13 protein-coding genes are annotated in these 16,148 nt (G+C 73.9%); 7 read left to right on the top strand and 6 right to left on the bottom strand.

Annotated elements, in window-relative coordinates:
* The first annotated feature begins 212 nt into the window (after positions 1-212).
* On the top strand, positions 213-1,874 hold the full coding sequence (locus ACY1JF_RS22240) for a cellulase family glycosylhydrolase (protein WP_462706953.1): 1,662 nt from the start codon (positions 213-215) through the stop codon (positions 1,872-1,874).
* On the opposite strand, the gene ACY1JF_RS22245 is transcribed toward ACY1JF_RS22240, so the two are convergent.
* Positions 1,846-2,046, bottom strand: coding sequence for a DUF397 domain-containing protein (locus ACY1JF_RS22245; RefSeq protein ID WP_462706954.1), 201 nt, complete (start codon positions 2,044-2,046; stop codon positions 1,846-1,848). The two genes, ACY1JF_RS22240 and ACY1JF_RS22245, sit on opposite strands and share 29 nt — an antisense overlap.
* Positions 2,043-2,876 carry a helix-turn-helix domain-containing protein gene (locus tag ACY1JF_RS22250; protein WP_462706955.1) on the bottom strand — a complete coding sequence of 278 codons (834 nt, stop codon included), beginning with the start codon at positions 2,874-2,876 and terminating at the stop codon, positions 2,043-2,045. The genes ACY1JF_RS22245 and ACY1JF_RS22250 overlap by 4 nt, the downstream gene beginning before the upstream one ends.
* Before the next feature lie 375 nt (positions 2,877-3,251).
* On the opposite strand from ACY1JF_RS22250, the gene ACY1JF_RS22255 reads away from it, so the two are divergent.
* The 4 genes from ACY1JF_RS22255 (at position 3,252) to ACY1JF_RS22270 (ending at position 8,538) form a co-directional block, all read left to right on the top strand.
* Complete coding sequence (locus ACY1JF_RS22255) at positions 3,252-3,815, top strand: Uma2 family endonuclease (protein ID WP_462706956.1); 564 nt, start codon at positions 3,252-3,254, stop codon at positions 3,813-3,815.
* A 586-nt stretch (positions 3,816-4,401) separates the two neighbouring features.
* The gene (locus ACY1JF_RS22260; RefSeq protein ID WP_462706957.1) at positions 4,402-6,342 is read left to right on the top strand and encodes a protein kinase domain-containing protein; all 1,941 of its coding nucleotides are present in this window, start codon (positions 4,402-4,404) and stop codon (positions 6,340-6,342) included.
* Positions 6,343-6,572: 230 nt separating this feature from the next.
* Positions 6,573-7,799 (top strand): precorrin-6y C5,15-methyltransferase (decarboxylating) subunit CbiE, encoded by a 1,227-nt coding sequence (gene cbiE, locus ACY1JF_RS22265; protein WP_462706958.1) that lies wholly within the window; start codon positions 6,573-6,575, stop codon positions 7,797-7,799.
* Position 7,800: 1 nt separating this feature from the next.
* On the top strand, positions 7,801-8,538 hold the full coding sequence (locus ACY1JF_RS22270) for a cobalt-precorrin-6A reductase (protein WP_462706959.1): 738 nt from the start codon (positions 7,801-7,803) through the stop codon (positions 8,536-8,538).
* A gap of 58 nt (positions 8,539-8,596) precedes the next feature.
* Here the strand turns inward: ACY1JF_RS22270 and ACY1JF_RS22275 are convergent, their stop codons facing one another.
* Genes ACY1JF_RS22275 through ACY1JF_RS22290 form a run of 4 tightly spaced genes read right to left on the bottom strand, consistent with a single transcriptional unit; the run spans position 8,597 to position 14,241 of the window.
* Positions 8,597-9,223 carry a precorrin-8X methylmutase gene (locus ACY1JF_RS22275; protein ID WP_462706980.1) on the bottom strand — a complete coding sequence of 209 codons (627 nt, stop codon included), beginning with the start codon at positions 9,221-9,223 and terminating at the stop codon, positions 8,597-8,599.
* 40 nt (positions 9,224-9,263) lie between these two features.
* Complete coding sequence (gene meaB, locus ACY1JF_RS22280; RefSeq protein WP_462706960.1) at positions 9,264-10,250, bottom strand: methylmalonyl Co-A mutase-associated GTPase MeaB; 987 nt, start codon at positions 10,248-10,250, stop codon at positions 9,264-9,266.
* Positions 10,250-12,427: a methylmalonyl-CoA mutase gene (gene scpA / locus ACY1JF_RS22285; RefSeq protein WP_462706961.1), complete on the bottom strand. Its 2,178-nt coding sequence runs from the start codon at positions 12,425-12,427 to the stop codon at positions 10,250-10,252. Before scpA ends, meaB begins: the two co-directional genes overlap by 1 nt.
* The gene (locus ACY1JF_RS22290; RefSeq protein ID WP_462706962.1) at positions 12,424-14,241 is read right to left on the bottom strand and encodes a methylmalonyl-CoA mutase family protein; all 1,818 of its coding nucleotides are present in this window, start codon (positions 14,239-14,241) and stop codon (positions 12,424-12,426) included. The genes scpA and ACY1JF_RS22290 overlap by 4 nt, the downstream gene beginning before the upstream one ends.
* A gap of 204 nt (positions 14,242-14,445) precedes the next feature.
* Between ACY1JF_RS22290 and ACY1JF_RS22295 the strand changes: the two genes are divergently transcribed.
* Positions 14,446-15,090, top strand: a complete 645-nt coding sequence (locus ACY1JF_RS22295) for a hypothetical protein (protein WP_462706963.1) — start codon at positions 14,446-14,448, stop codon at positions 15,088-15,090.
* Positions 15,091-15,457: 367 nt separating this feature from the next.
* On the top strand, positions 15,458-16,141 hold the full coding sequence (locus ACY1JF_RS22300; RefSeq protein WP_462706981.1) for a sigma-70 family RNA polymerase sigma factor: 684 nt from the start codon (positions 15,458-15,460) through the stop codon (positions 16,139-16,141).
* Positions 16,142-16,148: the final 7 nt, after the last annotated feature.

A 16,148-nucleotide genomic window follows, 5' to 3' on the forward strand; every position in this document is an offset into this window, starting at 1 on the left:
ACGGACGGAGACCGCAGGGGCGGGGTGCCGGCTGTTCCCGCCCCGCGGCCCGAGGCCGGCGGACACGCCGAACCGACGTGTCCGCCCCTCCCGCGCCGGCGGGACCGGAGGCGACCGCCACGGACCGAGGACTTGACGTGCACCTGTCGTACTGGCTTTATGGGAGCGCTCCCATAACCATTCCGCTTTCTTGCCTCACTCCAGGAGCCGCAGTGAGAACGACAAGAAGCACGACCCTCCCCGCCGCGACCGCCTTGTGGACAGCCCTGGTCACCTTCCTCGCCCTGCTCATCCTCACCCCGACCCCCGCCCACGCCGCCGCCGAACCCCCCACCGCCGCCGCCACCGGCCTGCACATCAGTGACGGCCGCCTGCTCGAAGGCAACGGCAACGACTTCGTGATGCGCGGCGTCAACCACGCCCACACCTGGTACCCCGGTGAGACCCAGTCCCTCGCCGACATCAAGGCGCTCGGCGCCAACACCGTCCGCGTCGTCCTCTCCGACGGCCACCGCTGGTCACGCAACACCCCCGAGGACGTCGCCGCGGTCATCGCGAACTGCAAGGCCAACCGCCTGATCTGCGTCCTCGAAGTGCACGACACCACCGGCTACGGCGAAGACGCCGCCGCCGGCACGCTCGATCACGCCGCCGACTACTGGATCAGCCTCAAGGACGTCCTGGCCGGCCAGGAGGACTACGTCATCGTCAACATCGGCAACGAGCCGTGGGGCAACACCAACCCGGAGGGCTGGACCGCTCCCACCACCGCCGCGATCCAGAAGCTCCGCGCCGCCGGCTTCGAGCACACCATCATGGTCGACGCCCCCAACTGGGGCCAGGACTGGCAGCAGGTCATGCGGACCAACGCCCAGGCCGTCTACGACGCCGACCCCACCGGCAACCTGATCTTCTCCATCCACATGTACAGCGTCTTCGACACGGCCGCCGAGATCACCGACTACCTGAACGCCTTCGTCACCGCCGGACTGCCCCTCGTCATCGGCGAGTTCGGCGGCCCCGCCGACGCCTGGGGCGACCCCGACGAGGACACCATGATGGCCACCGCCGAGCAGCTCGACCTCGGCTACCTCGCCTGGTCCTGGAGCGGCAACACCGACCCGATCCTCGACCTCGTGCTCGACTTCGACCCGGCACAGATGACGTCCTGGGGCGAGCGCGTCTTCCACGGCGCGAACGGCATCGCCGCCACGGCGAAGGAGGCCACGGTCTTCGGCGGCACCACCCCCGACACCCAGGCCCCGACCGTTCCCGGCACCCCGGTGGCGTCCGCCGTCTCCGCCACCTCCGTCACCCTCACCTGGCCCGCCGCCACCGACAACACCGGCGTCACCGGCTACGAGGTGGTCCGCGTCAGCGGCGCGACGGAGACGACGGTCGCGTCCTCCACGACCACCTCGGTCACCGTGCCGTCCCTGACCGCCGGCACGGCGTACACCTTCGCCGTCTACGCCAAGGACGCCGCCGGCAACCGGTCAGCCCGCTCCGCCACGGTCACCGTCACCACCGACGAGAACACCGGCACCCCGGGCGCCGCCTGCTCCGTCGGCTACCGCGTCGTGGGCGAGTGGCCCGGCGGCTTCCAGGGCGAAATCACCGTCCGCAACACCGGAACGGCGGCGGTGAACGGCTGGACCCTGGGCTTCACCTTCCCGTCCGGCCAGACCATCACCAACATGTGGGGCGGCACGCCGACCCAGAACGGCTCCTCGGTGACGGTCGCCGCCGCGTCGTACACGTCGGTGATCCCGGCGGCCGGTTCGGTCACGGTGGGCTTCACCGGCACCAAGCTCTCCGCGAACGCCGCGCCCACGGGCTTCACCCTCAACGGGACGAGCTGCTCCGCCGGTTGAGCGGGGCGGTGAACGCGGCCCACGCGTTCGGGGACACGGCCAGCGGCTGCCTGGCCGTGTCCTTGGAGTCGCGGACGAGGACGACGGCGCGGTGGGGGGCGACCTCTACGCAGTTGTCGCCGGAGCTGCCGCTGTAGCTGCTCTTGAACCAGGTTGGCTCAACGGTAGTCATAACGCTCCTCGCATCTGCCTCAGCAGGCTCATCGTGGCTTCGCGGCCGAGGGCCTGTGAACGCAGCTTGCCATAGCGCTGGAGCAGGGCGCTGACGTCTTTCGGTGAAGTGATCAGGATGCTTGACTGCTGGCCTTCGGAATAGCCCACCCACTCGTGCTGTGAGGTCTCAGCCAGGTACATCAGCCCGTCGATACCTGCGTGGTCGTACTGACGGAGAGGCATCACCTGGAGTTCGACGTTCCGCCGTTCCCCCTGCTCCAGCAGATGATCGAACAGGCAGCGGGTGACCTCCGGTCCGCCCATGTGCCGCTCAAGCAACGCTTGCTCGATGACAAAGCTGAAAGCCGTGTTCGGGCTGTCGGTCAGCAGCCGTTGCCGCTCGAGTCGCGCCATCACCTGTCGTTCGATCTGTTCCTCGGAAAGCGGCGGCAGTCGTCGCTCGAAGATCGAGCGGATGTACGGCTCGGGTTGCAACAACCCGGGAATGGCGCGGCACTCATAGGTGTACAACGACACCGCCTCCTCCTCGATCCCCGCCCACTGCCGGAACCAGGAAGCCAGCCCCGCCTTCCGCGTCAGGCTCCGCGCCGCCGCCTTCAGCACCTTCGCCGCGACAGCTCCCAGGACCTCCTCCGACCGGTCCAGCAGATCCCCCGGCGGGAACCGCTTCCCCTGCTCGATCTTGGCGATGTACGCGACCGAGTACCGCACCAGGGGCGCGAACTGCTCCTGAGTGAGACGGGCTTCTTCCCGCAGGGCCTTGAGCACCGCGCCGAACGTCTTCAAGCTGTCCGACAGTTCCGGCTCGCAGCCGTTGTCCGCCGCCATCGCCGCCGCCTTCCACCGTGCCGAACACTCATCGTCACGCACCGCGACCGATCCGGTCCAGCGAGTCACCCCATACAGTGCGGTCTGTATCAGCGCGGGACCTGCCGACGAGCGCCCGCCGGCGGCACCGGCACCGTCGGGGGTCTCCGTCGACCACGGCGCGTATCGCCTGCGCCTACGGCGAGGGCGACGCGGGCCCGCACGAGGGCGTGCCATGCCGACGCCCCGGGGCGGGCGGTTGAACGGCGCGCTCGTTCGAGGTCTCGCTCACGGCGGTGGAACTCGTGTCAGCAGGTGGGAGCGCCCGTAGGCTGGCCGTGTACCGCCTGTCGAGGTCACACCGAGACTGCCGGTCGGACGAGGAGGTGAAAGGGAATGGGCGCTGCCATCGACCACATCGGGCCCTGGACCGTCGCCGACGTCCTGGACCTGCCCGAAGACCGCACCGCTCGCTACGAGCTGCTGGGGGAGTCCCTCGTGATGTCCCCTGCCTTCGGCGTCCGCCACCAGCGGGCCTCGTTCCGCCTCCACGTCGCCCTGAAGGCGGCCGCCCGGGCCGTCGGCGTGCCGGTGGAGATCCTGGAAGGTGTCAACGTCGTCCTGCCGTCCGGGCTGTTCGTGCCCGACCTGGTCGTGGCCGACGCCGGCGCGACCGCCGACGACCCCGTCACCGTCGATGTCGACGCGGTCCAGCTTGTCGTCGAACTCGTCTCCCCCGGCAACAGCACCATGGACCGCAAGGTCAAGCCCATGCTGTACGCCGAGGCCGCCATTCCGCACTTCTGGCGCCTGGAGTTCGACCCCGCCCCCATGCTCGTCATCCATGAACTGCGGGGCGGTCGCTACGTGGAGCGGACCACGGCACTCGCGGGCGCGACCACCCGCCTTGACGCTCCGTTCCCGATCGCGATCGATCCGGCGGGACTCTCCCGGCAGTAGATGCCCTCTGACGGCGACCGGGCCTGCCTGAGGCGGATGTCAGCGGATTTCCACGGACCCGTCGATTGGCGTTGGCCTGAGGGAACGCAGGCGAACCGGGGGTGCCGAGCATACGTACCATGTGCCGGCGGGAACATCGCAGTACACCACCCTGAGGTCAGTTCCGGCGCGGCGTCCCGTGTCGGACTCCGCGCCGCATTTCCGTGTGCGGGTACCTACCGCCGTGCACAGTGGACCGACCCGGTCCAGTGACGCCCCGGAAGGGGACGGCGGTCGTGGCCCGCTCCGCGTCGACGCGCTCGCCGTCGGGGGAGGAGCGCGTGACCGGCCCGGCCCCGGCGAGACGGTGCGGGCCGAGTGCGACGTGTCGTGACCGACGCGGACGCGGGGAGGCCGCCCCCCTCCCAGGGCCGGCGGGCGCCGGACCGGAAGATCCGCCCGGCGACCTGATGGCTGTAGGCTTCGCGCTCGAAGTGGACCGCAACGCCGTTGTGACAGTGGGTTGTTGAGCCTTCGCGCTACGCATCGGTGGCGCCGGGCGACGGCCCCCGAACCCCCGTATGCGACTGCCTGGAGGGCACGTCAGGTGTACCCGCTGCAAGACTCCGATCCGACGACCGTCGGCCGCTACCGCCTGCTGGGCCGGCTCGGTTCCGGAGGGATGGGAAGCGTCTACCTCGGCCGGACTCCGGGAGGCCGGCCCGCCGCGGTGAAGGTCATCAACGCCCACCTCCAGGACGACGCCGGGGCGCTGGACCGGTTCCGCCGCGAGGTGGAGACCCTGGGCGCCGTCCGCAACGCGTTCACCGCCGCCCTCATCGACGCCGAGGTGACCACCCCGCCGTTCTGGATGGCGACCGAGTACGTGCCCGGCCCGACGCTGGCCGACGCCGTCGAGGCGTCGGGGCCCTTCCCGGCCGACCTGGTGCGCGCCGTGCTGGCCGCGCTGGCGGAGGGGCTGGCCGACATCCACGTACACGGCGTGCTGCACCGCGACATCAAGCCGCAGAACATCATCCTCTCGGCCACCGGGCCCCAGCTCATCGACTTCGGGATAGCCCGCAGCGAGACCATGCCGAACATCACGCTGGCCGGCACCGCCATCGGCACCCCGGGTTTCATCGCGCCGGAGACCCTCACCTCGGGCGAGACCGGCCCCGCGTCCGACGTCTTCGCGCTGGGCGTCACCATGGCGTACTGCCTCACCGGCCGTCCACCGTACGGTCAGGGCTCGCCCGCCACCGTCTCCTACCGCTCCGTGCACGGGGAGATCGACCTCGACGGAGTTCCCGAGGAGACGGCCAGGCTCATCCGGGCGTGCGCGGACAAGGACCCGGCGCGGCGCCCGGAGCCGCTGCGCATCGTGGAACTCTGCGACAGCGAGACCGACATCGTCCGCCACCCCGCCTACCAGCGGATCACCGCCGCGACGCCGGCCCCGGACGCGCCGGCCCCCGAACCCACGGTGGTGGACGCCCCGGCCCCCGCCCACCCCCCGACCGCCGTGGCCACCGCCGCCCTCGACGCCGGTCCGGCGGCCGGGCCCATGGCCCCCACCGCCGCCCTCGACGCCGGTCCGGCGGCCGGGCCCATGGCCCCCACCGCCACCCTCGACGCCGGCCCGGCGGCCGGACCCCTGGCCCCCACCGCCGTCGCCGGCACCCGGTTCCTCCCGCCCCCGGAGCGGCCGGGTGGACCGGCCGTCCCGTCACGAAGGCGCCGGGGACTGCTCGTCGCCGTCGGCGTGGTCGTCGCCGTCGGGCTGACGGCGACGGCGATCGCCGTGACGCGGGGGACGGACTCGACCACCGCGGCCGGGAAACCGAAAGCCTCCGCGAGCCGCGGCAGCGCTCGGCAACTCCCGCCCCAGGAGCTGACGGTCACCGCCGAGCGGACCCTGGCGGCCGGTGAGTCGTTGCGGACGGCCCACCTGGAGCTGACCATGCGGAAGGACGGCAACCTCGTCTCCCTCGACGAGAACGGCCGGAGCCTGTGGGAATCCGGTACGTCCGGTGAGAACTACCGGGCGGTGTTCCAGGACGACGGCAACCTGGTCGTCTACACCGCCGACCACAAGCCGGTGTGGGCCTCGCGGACGGGTGCCCACGCCGGCGCTGTCATGGAGCTGCGCCCCGACGGCGTCATGGCCATCGTCAAGGACGGGCAGGACCTCTGGCGGTCCGTCGTGGACCCCGCGCTCCCGCAGGACATGACGGTCACCGCCGAGCGGACCCTGGCTGCCGGTGAGTCCCTGCGGACGGCCCACCTGAGGCTGACCATGCAGAAGGACGGCAACCTCGTCGCCTACGACGAGACCGACCAGCGCTCCTGGGAATCCGGTACGTCCGGTGAGAACTACCGGGCGGTGTTCCAGGACGACGGCAACCTGGTCGTCTACACCGCCGACCACAAGCCGGTGTGGGCCTCTCAGACGGGTGCCCACGCCGGTGCCGTCATGGAACTGCGCCCCGACGGCGTCATCGCCGTCGTCAAGGACGGACAGGACCTCTGGCGGTCCGACGACTGACCCCGCACCGCGCCCCGGCACCGCGTCCCGGCACCGCTTCCGGACGGACGTTGCCGGAAGACGGCAGTGCGCCGGCCGGCCGAGGCGGGCACCATGGGCCGCGGGGAGCACCACGGTGGGTCCCGGTGCCGGGCGCCGGCCAAGGCCCGGCGCCGGGACCGCGTAAAGTGCGGTTCCGCCCCCGCCGCACCGCGGGAGCGCCCCCACCGCCAGACCCGAGGAACCGAGCCGTGAACCCCGCCCCCATCCCGCCCGTGACCGTCGTCGGCATCGGGGCCGACGGCTGGAGCGGCGTCCCGGACGCCTCCCGGGCCGTCCTGCGCGCGGCGGAGGTCGTCCTCGGCGGTCCCCGCCAGCTCGCCCTCCTGCCCCCCGAGTGCGCCGGGGAGCGGATCGCCTGGCCCTCCCCGCTGCGCCCCGCCGTCCCCGGCCTGCTCGCCGCCCACGCCGGCCGCCGGATCGCCGTGCTGGCCAGCGGCGACCCGATGTTCTACGGCATCGGCCGCGCCCTCACCGAAGTACTGGGCGCCGGCGCCGTGCACGTCCTGCCGCACCCCTCCTCCGTCTCCTACGCCGCCGCCCGGCTCGGCTGGCCGCTGGAGGACGTGGAGGTGGTCACCCTCGTCGGGCGCCCCGCCGCCCGCCTGGCCGCCGCCCTGCACCACGGCCGCCGGCTGCTCGTGCTCAGCGCCGACGCCACCACCCCCGCCGCCGTCGCCGCCCTGCTGCGCGACCGCGGTTTCGGGCCGAGCCGGATGCGGGTGCTGGAGCGGCTCGGCGCCGAGGAGGAGCGGGTCGGCGACCCGGTGAGCGCCGACGACTGGGCGGCGGCTCCCGGCGACCCCCTCAACCTCGTCGCCGTCGAGTGCCGCCGCGCCGCCGGCGCCCCGCACCTCGGCGCCGTACCGGGCCTGCCGGACGACGCCTACGAGCACGACGGCCAGCTCACCAAGCGGCACGTGCGGGCCGCCACCCTCGGCGTGCTCGCCCCCGCCCCCGGCGAACTGCTGTGGGACATCGGCGGCGGCTCCGGATCCGTCGCCATCGAGTGGATGCGCGTCCACCCGTCCTGCCGGGCCGTCACCGTCGAACGCGACCCCGCCCGCGCCGGGCGCATCGCCCGCAACGCCGAGCGGCTGGGCGTACCGGGGCTGCGGGTCGTGACCGGCACCGCGCCCGAGGCACTCGCGGACCTCCCCGCCCCGGACGCCGTCTTCGTCGGCGGCGGGCTCACCGCGCCGGGCCTGCTGGACGTCTGCTGGGAGGCGCTCCCCACCGGCGGGCGGCTGGTCGCCAACACCGTCACCCTGGAGTCGGAGGCGCTGCTCGCCGACGCCCGCCGCCGCTACGGCGGCGAGCTGGTCCGGCTCGCCGTCGCGCACGCCGTTCCGGTGGGCGGCTTCACCGGGTGGCGGCAGGCGATGCCGGTGACGCAGTGGGCGGTACGGAAGGTCTGACGTGCACGTCCTCATCCTCGGCGGGACCGCCGAGGCCCGACGGCTCGCCGAGCTGCTGACAGCAAAACGGCCGCACGCGCGCGTGACCACCTCCCTGGCCGGACGGGTCGCCGCGCCCCGGGCGCTCCCCGGTGAGCTGCGCGTCGGGGGGTTCGGCGGGGCCGAGGGGCTGGCCGGCTGGCTGCGCGCGCACGCCGTGGACGCGCTCGTCGACGCCACCCACCCCTTCGCCGGCACCATCAGCCGCAACGCGGAACAGGCCGCCGCAGCCACCGGCGTACCGCTGCTCGTCCTGCGCAGGCCCGGCTGGCAGCCGGTCGCGGGGGACGACTGGCACGAGGCCGGGTCCTTGCCGGAGGCCGCCGCGCTGCTGCCCTCCCTCGGCCGCCGGGTCTTCCTCACCACCGGGCGGACGGGGCTCGCCGCGTTCGCGGACGGCCCGGACGACCTGTGGTTCCTCGTACGGTCCGTCGACCCGCCCGGGCCCCCGCACCCGCCGCGCATGGAGGTGCTGCTCGACCGGGGGCCGTTCACCCTCGACGGGGAGCGGCACCTCCTGGCCCGGCACCGGATCGACGTGCTCGTCACCAAGGACAGCGGGGGAGCGGCCACCGCGCCGAAGCTGACGGCCGCCCGGGAGGCGGGCGTGCCGGTGGTGGTCGTACGGAGGCCGCCGGTGGCGCAGGGGGTGCCCGTGGCCGCCGACCCGGAGGCCGCCCTGCGGTGGGTCACCGGATGAGGCCGTCTGCCGGTGGTCACCGGATCAGGCCGTCCCCCGGCGGGTCACCGGACAGGACTCACTCCGCCTCGCTCGCCAGCGCGTTGACCGCCGCCGCGGCCATCGCGCTGCCCCCGCGCCGGCCCCGCACCACCAGGTACTCCAGGCCGAACGGGTTGGCCGCCAGGGCGTCCTTCGACTCCGCCGCCCCGACGAAGCCGACCGGTACGCCGATGACGGCGGCGGGGCGCGGGGCGCCGTCCCGGACCATCTCCAGCAGCCGGAACAGCGCGGTCGGCGCGTTGCCCACCGCCACCACCGCGCCGTCCAGCCGCTTTCGCCACAGCTCCAGCGCGGCGGCGCTGCGGGTCGTGCCGAGCCGGGCGGCCAGGCCGGGGACGGCCGGGTCGGACAGGGCGCACAGCACCTCGTTGCCGGCCGGCAGCCGGGCGCGGGTGATGCCGCTCGCGACCATCCGCACGTCGCACAGGACGGGTGCTCCGGCGCGCAGTGCCGCACGCGCGCGGGCCACCACGCCGGGCGAGTACCCGACGTCCTCGACGAGGTCGACCATCCCGCAGGCGTGGATCATCCGCACCGCCACCCGGCTCACGTCCGCCGGCAGCCGCTCCAGGTCGGCCTCCGCGCGGATGGCGGCGAAGGACTGCCGGTAGATCTCGGCGCCGTCCTTCTCGTAGGCGTACACATGGTCCCTGCGGTCGTGCTTCGTCACCGCGTGAGCATATCTACCGCCCGCCGGGGTCCCCGAAGGCGTCCAGGATCTGCTCCGCCGCCCGCGTCGCCGTCAGCTCGCCCTCCCGGACCCGCCGCTCCAGCTCGGGCGCGAGGCGGCGGACCGCCGGGTGGGCGTGCAGACGGCCCAGCAGTTCGTCGCGGACCATCGTCCACGCCCAGCCGACCTGCTGCTCGCGGCGCCGGGCGGCGAGGCGGCCGGTGGAGTCCAGGAGCGTACGGTGCTGCTCCAGGCGGTCCCAGACGGTGTCCAGGCCGGTCGACTCCCGGGCGCTGCAGTGCAGGACCGGCGGGGTCCAGAAGGCGTCCTTGCCGTGCATCAGGCGCAGCGCGCCCGCCAGTTCCCGGGCGGCGGCCCGCGCGTCGCGTTCGTGCGGGCCGTCCGCCTTGTTGACGGCGATCACGTCGGCCAGCTCCAGGACGCCCTTCTTGATGCCCTGCAACTGGTCGCCGGTGCGGGCCAGGGTGAGGAGCAGGAAGGAGTCGACCATGTCGGCGACCGCCGTCTCCGACTGGCCCACGCCCACCGTCTCCACCAGCACCACGTCGTACCCCGCCGCCTCCATCACCACGATCGACTCGCGGGTCGCCTTCGCCACCCCGCCGAGCGTGCCCGCCGTGGGGGAGGGCCGGACGAACGCCGCCGGGTCGACGGCGAGGCGCTCCATCCGCGTCTTGTCGCCGAGGATCGAGCCGCCGGTGCGGGTGGAGGAGGGGTCGACGGCGAGGACGGCCACCCGGTGGCCGAGCCCGGTCAGCAGCGTGCCGAAGGCGTCGATGAACGTCGACTTGCCGACCCCCGGCACCCCGCTGACCCCGATCCGCCGGGCCCGGCCGCTGTGCGGGAGCAGCTCGGTCAGCACCTCCTGCGCCAGCGCGCGGTGCTGGGGGCGCGTCGACTCCACGAGGGTGATCGCGCGGGCGATCACCGCCCGTTTGCCCTCCAGGACGCCCTTGACGTAGCCGTCGGCGTCGAGCATCACGGCTCGCCGTGGCCGAGGTCGGCCGCCAGCTTCGCCACCAGGTCGTACGCGGCGTCCGGGATCACCGTCCCGGGCGGGAAGACCGCCGCCGCGCCCCTCTCCAGCAGCGTGGGCACGTCCTGCGGCGGGATCACCCCGCCCACCACGATCATGATGTCCTCCCGGCCCTCCTCGACGAGCCGCTCGCGCAGCGCCGGGACGAGGGTGAGGTGTCCGGCGGCCAGCGACGACACCCCGACGACGTGCACGTCCGCCTCGACGGCCTGCCGGGCCACCTCGGCCGGGGTCTGGAACAGCGGGCCGACGTCCACGTCGAAACCGAGGTCGGCGAAGGCGGTGGCGATGACCTTCTGGCCCCGGTCGTGGCCGTCCTGGCCCATCTTGGCGACCAGGATGCGCGGCCGGCGGCCCTCGGCCTCGGCGAAGGCGTCCACCAGGGCCCGGGTGCGGTCCACGTTCGGCGCCTGGCCTGCCTCGTTGCGGTACACCCCGGAGATCGTACGGATCTGTCCCGCGTGCCGCCCGTACACCTTCTCCAGGGCGTCCGAGATCTCACCCACCGTGGCCTTGGCCCGAGCCGCGTCCACCGCCAGCTCCAGCAGGTTGCCGTCGCCCCCGGCGGCCCGGGTCAGCGCGTCGAGCGCGGCCCGGCAGGCACCCTCGTCCCGCTCCTCGCGCAGCCGCCGCAGCTTGGCCGTCTGCTGAGCGCGCACCGCCGAGTTGTCGACCTTGAGCACGTCGATCTCCTCGTCGGTCTCCACCCGGTACTTGTTGACGCCGATCACCGGCTGCCGCCCCGAGTCGATCCGGGCCTGCGTGCGCGCCGCCGCCTCCTCGATGCGCAGCTTGGGGATGCCCGCGTCGATGGCCCGCGCCATGCCGCCCGCCGCCTCGACCTCCTCGATGTGCCGCCAGGCGCGGCGCGCGAGGTCGTACGTCAGCCGCTCCACGTAGGCGCTGCCGCCCCACGGGTCGATCACCCGCGTCGTGCCCGACTCCTGCTGGATGAGCAGCTGGGTGTTGCGGGCGATGCGGGCGGAGAAGTCGGTGGGCAGCGCCAGCGCCTCGTCCAGGGCGTTGGTGTGCAGCGACTGGGTGTGGCCCTGGGTGGCGGCCATCGCCTCCACGCACGTACGCGTGACGTTGTTGAACACGTCCTGCGCGGTGAGCGACCAGCCGGAGGTCTGGGAGTGGGTGCGCAAGGAGAGCGACTTGGCGTTCTTCGGGTCGAACCGCTTCACCAGCTTCGCCCACAGCAGGCGGGCCGCGCGCAGCTTGGCGATCTCCATGAAGAAGTTCATGCCGATCGCCCAGAAGAAGGACAGGCGGGGCGCGAAGGCGTCCACGTCCAGGCCGGCCTCCCGTCCCGCCCGGATGTACTCCACGCCGTCCGCGAGGGTGTACGCCAGCTCCAGGTCGGCCGTCGCGCCCGCCTCCTGGATGTGGTAGCCGGAGATGGAGATGGAGTTGTAGCGGGGCATCCGCCGCGAGGTGTAGGCGAAGATGTCGGAGATGATCCGCATCGACGGCTTCGGCGGATAGATGTAGGTGTTGCGGACCATGAACTCCTTGAGGATGTCGTTCTGGATGGTCCCGGCGAGCTTCTCGGGCGGCACGCCCTGCTCCTCCGCCGCCACGATGTACAGCGCCAGCACCGGCAGCACCGCGCCGTTCATCGTCATCGACACCGTCATCCGGTCCAGCGGGATGCCGTCGAAGAGCTGCCGCATGTCGAGGATCGAGTCGATCGCCACACCCGCCATGCCGACGTCACCGGTCACGCGCGGGTGGTCGCTGTCGTAGCCGCGGTGGGTGGGGAGGTCGAAGGCGACCGACAGGCCCTTCTGCCCGGCGGCGAGGTTGCGGCGGTAGAACGCGTTGGACTCCTCGGCGGTGGAGAAACCGGCGTACTGGCGGATCGTCCAGGGCTGGTTCACGTACATCGTCGGGTACGGGCCGCGCAGGTACGGGGCGATGCCCGGGTAGGTGTCCAGGAAGTCCAGGCCCTCCAGGTCCTGCCCGGTGTACAGCGGCTTGACCGTGATCCCCTCGGGGGTCTCCCAGCGCGGGTCGTCACCGCCGGTGGCGTTCTTCACCGCCGTGCGCCACTCGTCGAGTCCGGCGTCGGCGGACGGGGTGCCCAGCTCGATCCCGGAGAAGTCGGGGACGGTCATCGGGACGCTCCCTTGTGGTCGAGCACGCGGTCGAGCGTGGCGGTCAGCACGGCTACGGCGTCACAGCCGGCGAAGACGTACGTGTCGATCCCGGCGTACCCCCCGCCGGGTCCCGGGCGGCCCGCGAGGAACAGGTGCCCGGCACCCGCCGCCCGCAACCGCTCGGCGGCGCCGGCGGCCTGCTCCTCGTACACCGCGTCACTGGAGCACAGGCACGCCTCCCGCGCCCCGCTCTCCTCGAAGGTGCCCTCGGTGACGGTCTCGATGCCGCCCGCCTGGAAGAGGCCGGCGGCGAAGGAGAGGCGGGCGCTGTGCGCGGCGGCCGGGCCCAGCGCGGCGAGGTAGATGCGGGGCCGGGCGCCGGTCGCGGCGAGGTGGGCGTCACAGCGGGCCCGCAGCGCCTCGAACGCCTCGTCCCGCCGCACCCGGGGCAGCCCCCCGGACGGCGGCTCGGGCGCGGGGTCGCGGACCACCGGCCGCTCGGCGAGGTGCGGGAACTCGCTCACCCCCGTGACCGGCTCCCGCCGGGTGGCGAGCCGCGCGCTCCGCGCCGCCCAGGTCGCGGCCAGCCGGTCCCCGACCAGGCCCGAGCGCAGGGCCGCCGCCTGGCCGCCGCCGCGCTCGATCTCCTGGAAGAACTCCCAGGCCGCGTGCGCCAGTTCGTCCGTCAGCCGCTCCACGTACCAGGAGCCGCCCGCCGGGTCGATCACCTGGGACAGGTGGGACTCCTCGATGAGGATGGTGGAGGTGTTGCGGGCGATACGGCGCGCGAACGCGTCCGGCAGCCCCAGCGCGTCGTCGAACGGCAGCACGGTCACGGCGTCGGCGCCGCCCACCCCGGCGGCCAGCGCGGCGACGGTGGTGCGCAGCATGTTCACCCACGGGTCGCGGCGGGTCATCATCACCGGCGAGGTCACCGCGTGCTGGAGCTGGCCGCCCGCCCGAAGCGCCCCGCAGACCTCGGCCACCCGCGCCCACAGCCGCCGCGCGGCCCGCAGCTTGGCGATGGTCAGGAACTGGTCGGCGGTCGCCGCGTACCGGAACTCCAGCTGCCCGAGGGCCTGTTCGGCACCCATCCCGGCCGCGCCCGTCAGCTCCCGCAGGTACGCCACCCCGGTCGCCAGCGCGCAGCCCAGCTCCTGCGCCGCCGACCCGCCGGCCTCGTGGTACGGCAGCGCGTCCACGGTCAGCGTCCGCAGCCCCGGGTACCGCCCGGCGTACCCGGGCACGTCCGCGAAGGCGAAGTCGTACGGCCCTCCGGTGCGGGCCTGGTGGCCCAGCGGGTCGGCGCCCAGGCTGCCGCGCACCGCCTCGGGGGCGACGCCCCGCTCCTCGTACAGGTCCAGCAGCCGTCGTGCCGCCGGGCCGGTCTCCGCGCCGGCGTCCAGGACGACGGGCGCCAGGTCCAGGTGGACGCCGTCGAGGGCGGTGGCGAGGGCCCCTGCCGGGAGGCCGGCCAGCCACAGGGAGGTGACGCCGTTCTCCAGGTCGGCCAGGACGGCGGCCCGGTCGGCGACCGTGTGCCGCTGGCGCACGTCCCAGCCGCCCGCCGTACGGCCCTGTGCGCGGCCACCGCGTACGAAGGGCGCGAAGCCGGGCAGCCCGGGGGCGGGCGCGGTGTCCCGGGAGGTGTAGAGGGGCCGGACGCGGAGTCCGTCTTCCAGCTCGGTGGACAGGTGCTGTTCCGCCTCGGTGTCCGAGACCTCCTTGCCGGACTTGCGCAGGACACCCGCCACGAGGTGCTGCCACTGCTCATGTGTCGCGTCAGGGAACTCGGCCGCCAGTGGGAGCCTGTCGTCAGGCAGGACCGTCATGGTCGGGATGCTAGGGCAGGAGGGTGAAGGCGCAGCAGAGGGCGTGGGGTGATCTTGTTTACTTCGACCGTGTGACGTGGGACGCTCGCCCGTTCGACGCAGTGGGTGTGAGGCGCATCACTCCGCTCGGGTTGAGTGGGGTGCCGGGATGATGTCCGTACGCTCCCGTGAGGCGGGGGACACGGATGCGGGGATGAGGGCGCCATGACGGCTGGGGGGTGCTCGCGGGCGGTGCGTGCCGCGGTGTTCGCGGCCGTCTGCGTCGTGCTGGCCGCGCTCGGGCACGTCCTGATGTCGGGTGCGGCGGTGCCCTGGTGGGCGATGGCCGGGGGCGCGGCGGTCACCGGCGGCGCGGCGTGGTGGCTCGCGGGCCGGGAGCGCGGGCCCGTACCGGTCGTCGCCTTCACGGTGACCGCCCAGGCGGCGCTGCACGTCTGCTTCTCGCTCACCGGGGCGGCGGCGGACGTGCCGGGCACGCCCGCCGCTCCCGTCGCACCGGCGATGTCCGCCATGCGGTCCATGGGTGCGATGGGAACCGGCCACGCGCACGTCATGGAGCACGGCGGTACGGCCGGCGCGTCCACGGCCGACATGCTCGCCGCCCACCTGCTGGCCGCCCTGCTCAGCGGGGTCTGGCTGGCGCGCGGGGAACGTGCCGCGTTCCGGGTGCTGCGCGCCCTCGCGGGCTGGCTCCAGACGCCGCTGCGCCCGCTGCCGAGGCCCCCCGCGCCCCCGCGGCGCCCGCGGGTGCGCGCTCGCCGGGACGGCTTCGGCCGCGCGCCGCGCCCGCTCCTCCTCGCGCACGCCATCACGTCCCGGGGTCCGCCTGCGGGGGCCGCTGTCGCCTGACGACAGCCGGCTTCCCGAGGCCGCCGCGGACCGGCCGACCGTCCGCCGCCTCGGGCACCGGCCGCGCACAGCCGTGCCCGGCCGCCCCTTTCCCATGCACCGGCACGGGCCGCCGTGCCCGTCGCACGCTGCTGCCCGACGCCGGTCGCGGACCCCGAAGGACACACAGGTGACCCTTGTGACCACTGCGACCACGGCTGTTTCGCCGTACCCACCAGGAAGGCCGGGAGGACCCGGAAGGCCGGGAGGACCCGGAAGGCCGGGAGGACCCGGAGGGCCGGGAGGACCCGGAGGACTGGAAGAACCAGTAGGACCCGGAGGACTGGAAGAACCAGTAGGGCCGGGAGGACCCGGAGGACGGGGAGGACTGGGAGGACCAGTAGGACCAAGAGGAGCAGGAGACCAGGCGACGCCCCAGGGAGAGGAGTCGATAACCGCCTGGGCGCTGGCCGCCCGCACCGGGGACGCCGACGCCGTCGAGCGCTTCGTCCGTGCCCTGCACCGTGACGTCCGCCGCTACGTGACCTTCCTCGGCGCCGATCCGCAGAGCGCCGACGACCTGGCCCAGGACACGTTCCTGCGGGCCCTCGGCAGCCTGCACCGCTTCGAGGGCCGCTGCTCGGCCCGGACCTGGCTGCTGTCGATCGCGCGCCGCGCGGTGGCCGACAGCATCCGCCGTACCTCCCGCCGGCCCCGGCTGTCGGACACCGGCGACTGGGAGACGGCCGCCGAACGCGCCCAGTCGCGGGACCTGCCCGGCTTCGACGAGGGGGTGGCCCTCGCCGGACTGCTGGACGCGCTCCCCGCCGACCGCCGCGAGGCCTTCGTGCTGACCCAGTTGCTGGGGCTGCCCTACGCGCAGGCCGCCGCCGTCAGCGACTGCCCGGTCGGCACGGTCCGCTCCCGCGTGGCCCGCGCCCGCGCCGCGCTGCTCCGTTCCCTGAACGAGGCGGAGGCCGGGCGCGAGGCGGAGGCCGGGCGCGAGGCGGAGGCCGGGCGCGAGGCGGGGGCCGGGCGCGAGCCCGTACTGGCTGTCGCGACGGCGGGGTGACGCGGGC

The organism is Streptomyces sp. SYSU D01066-1, from assembly GCF_054956795.1.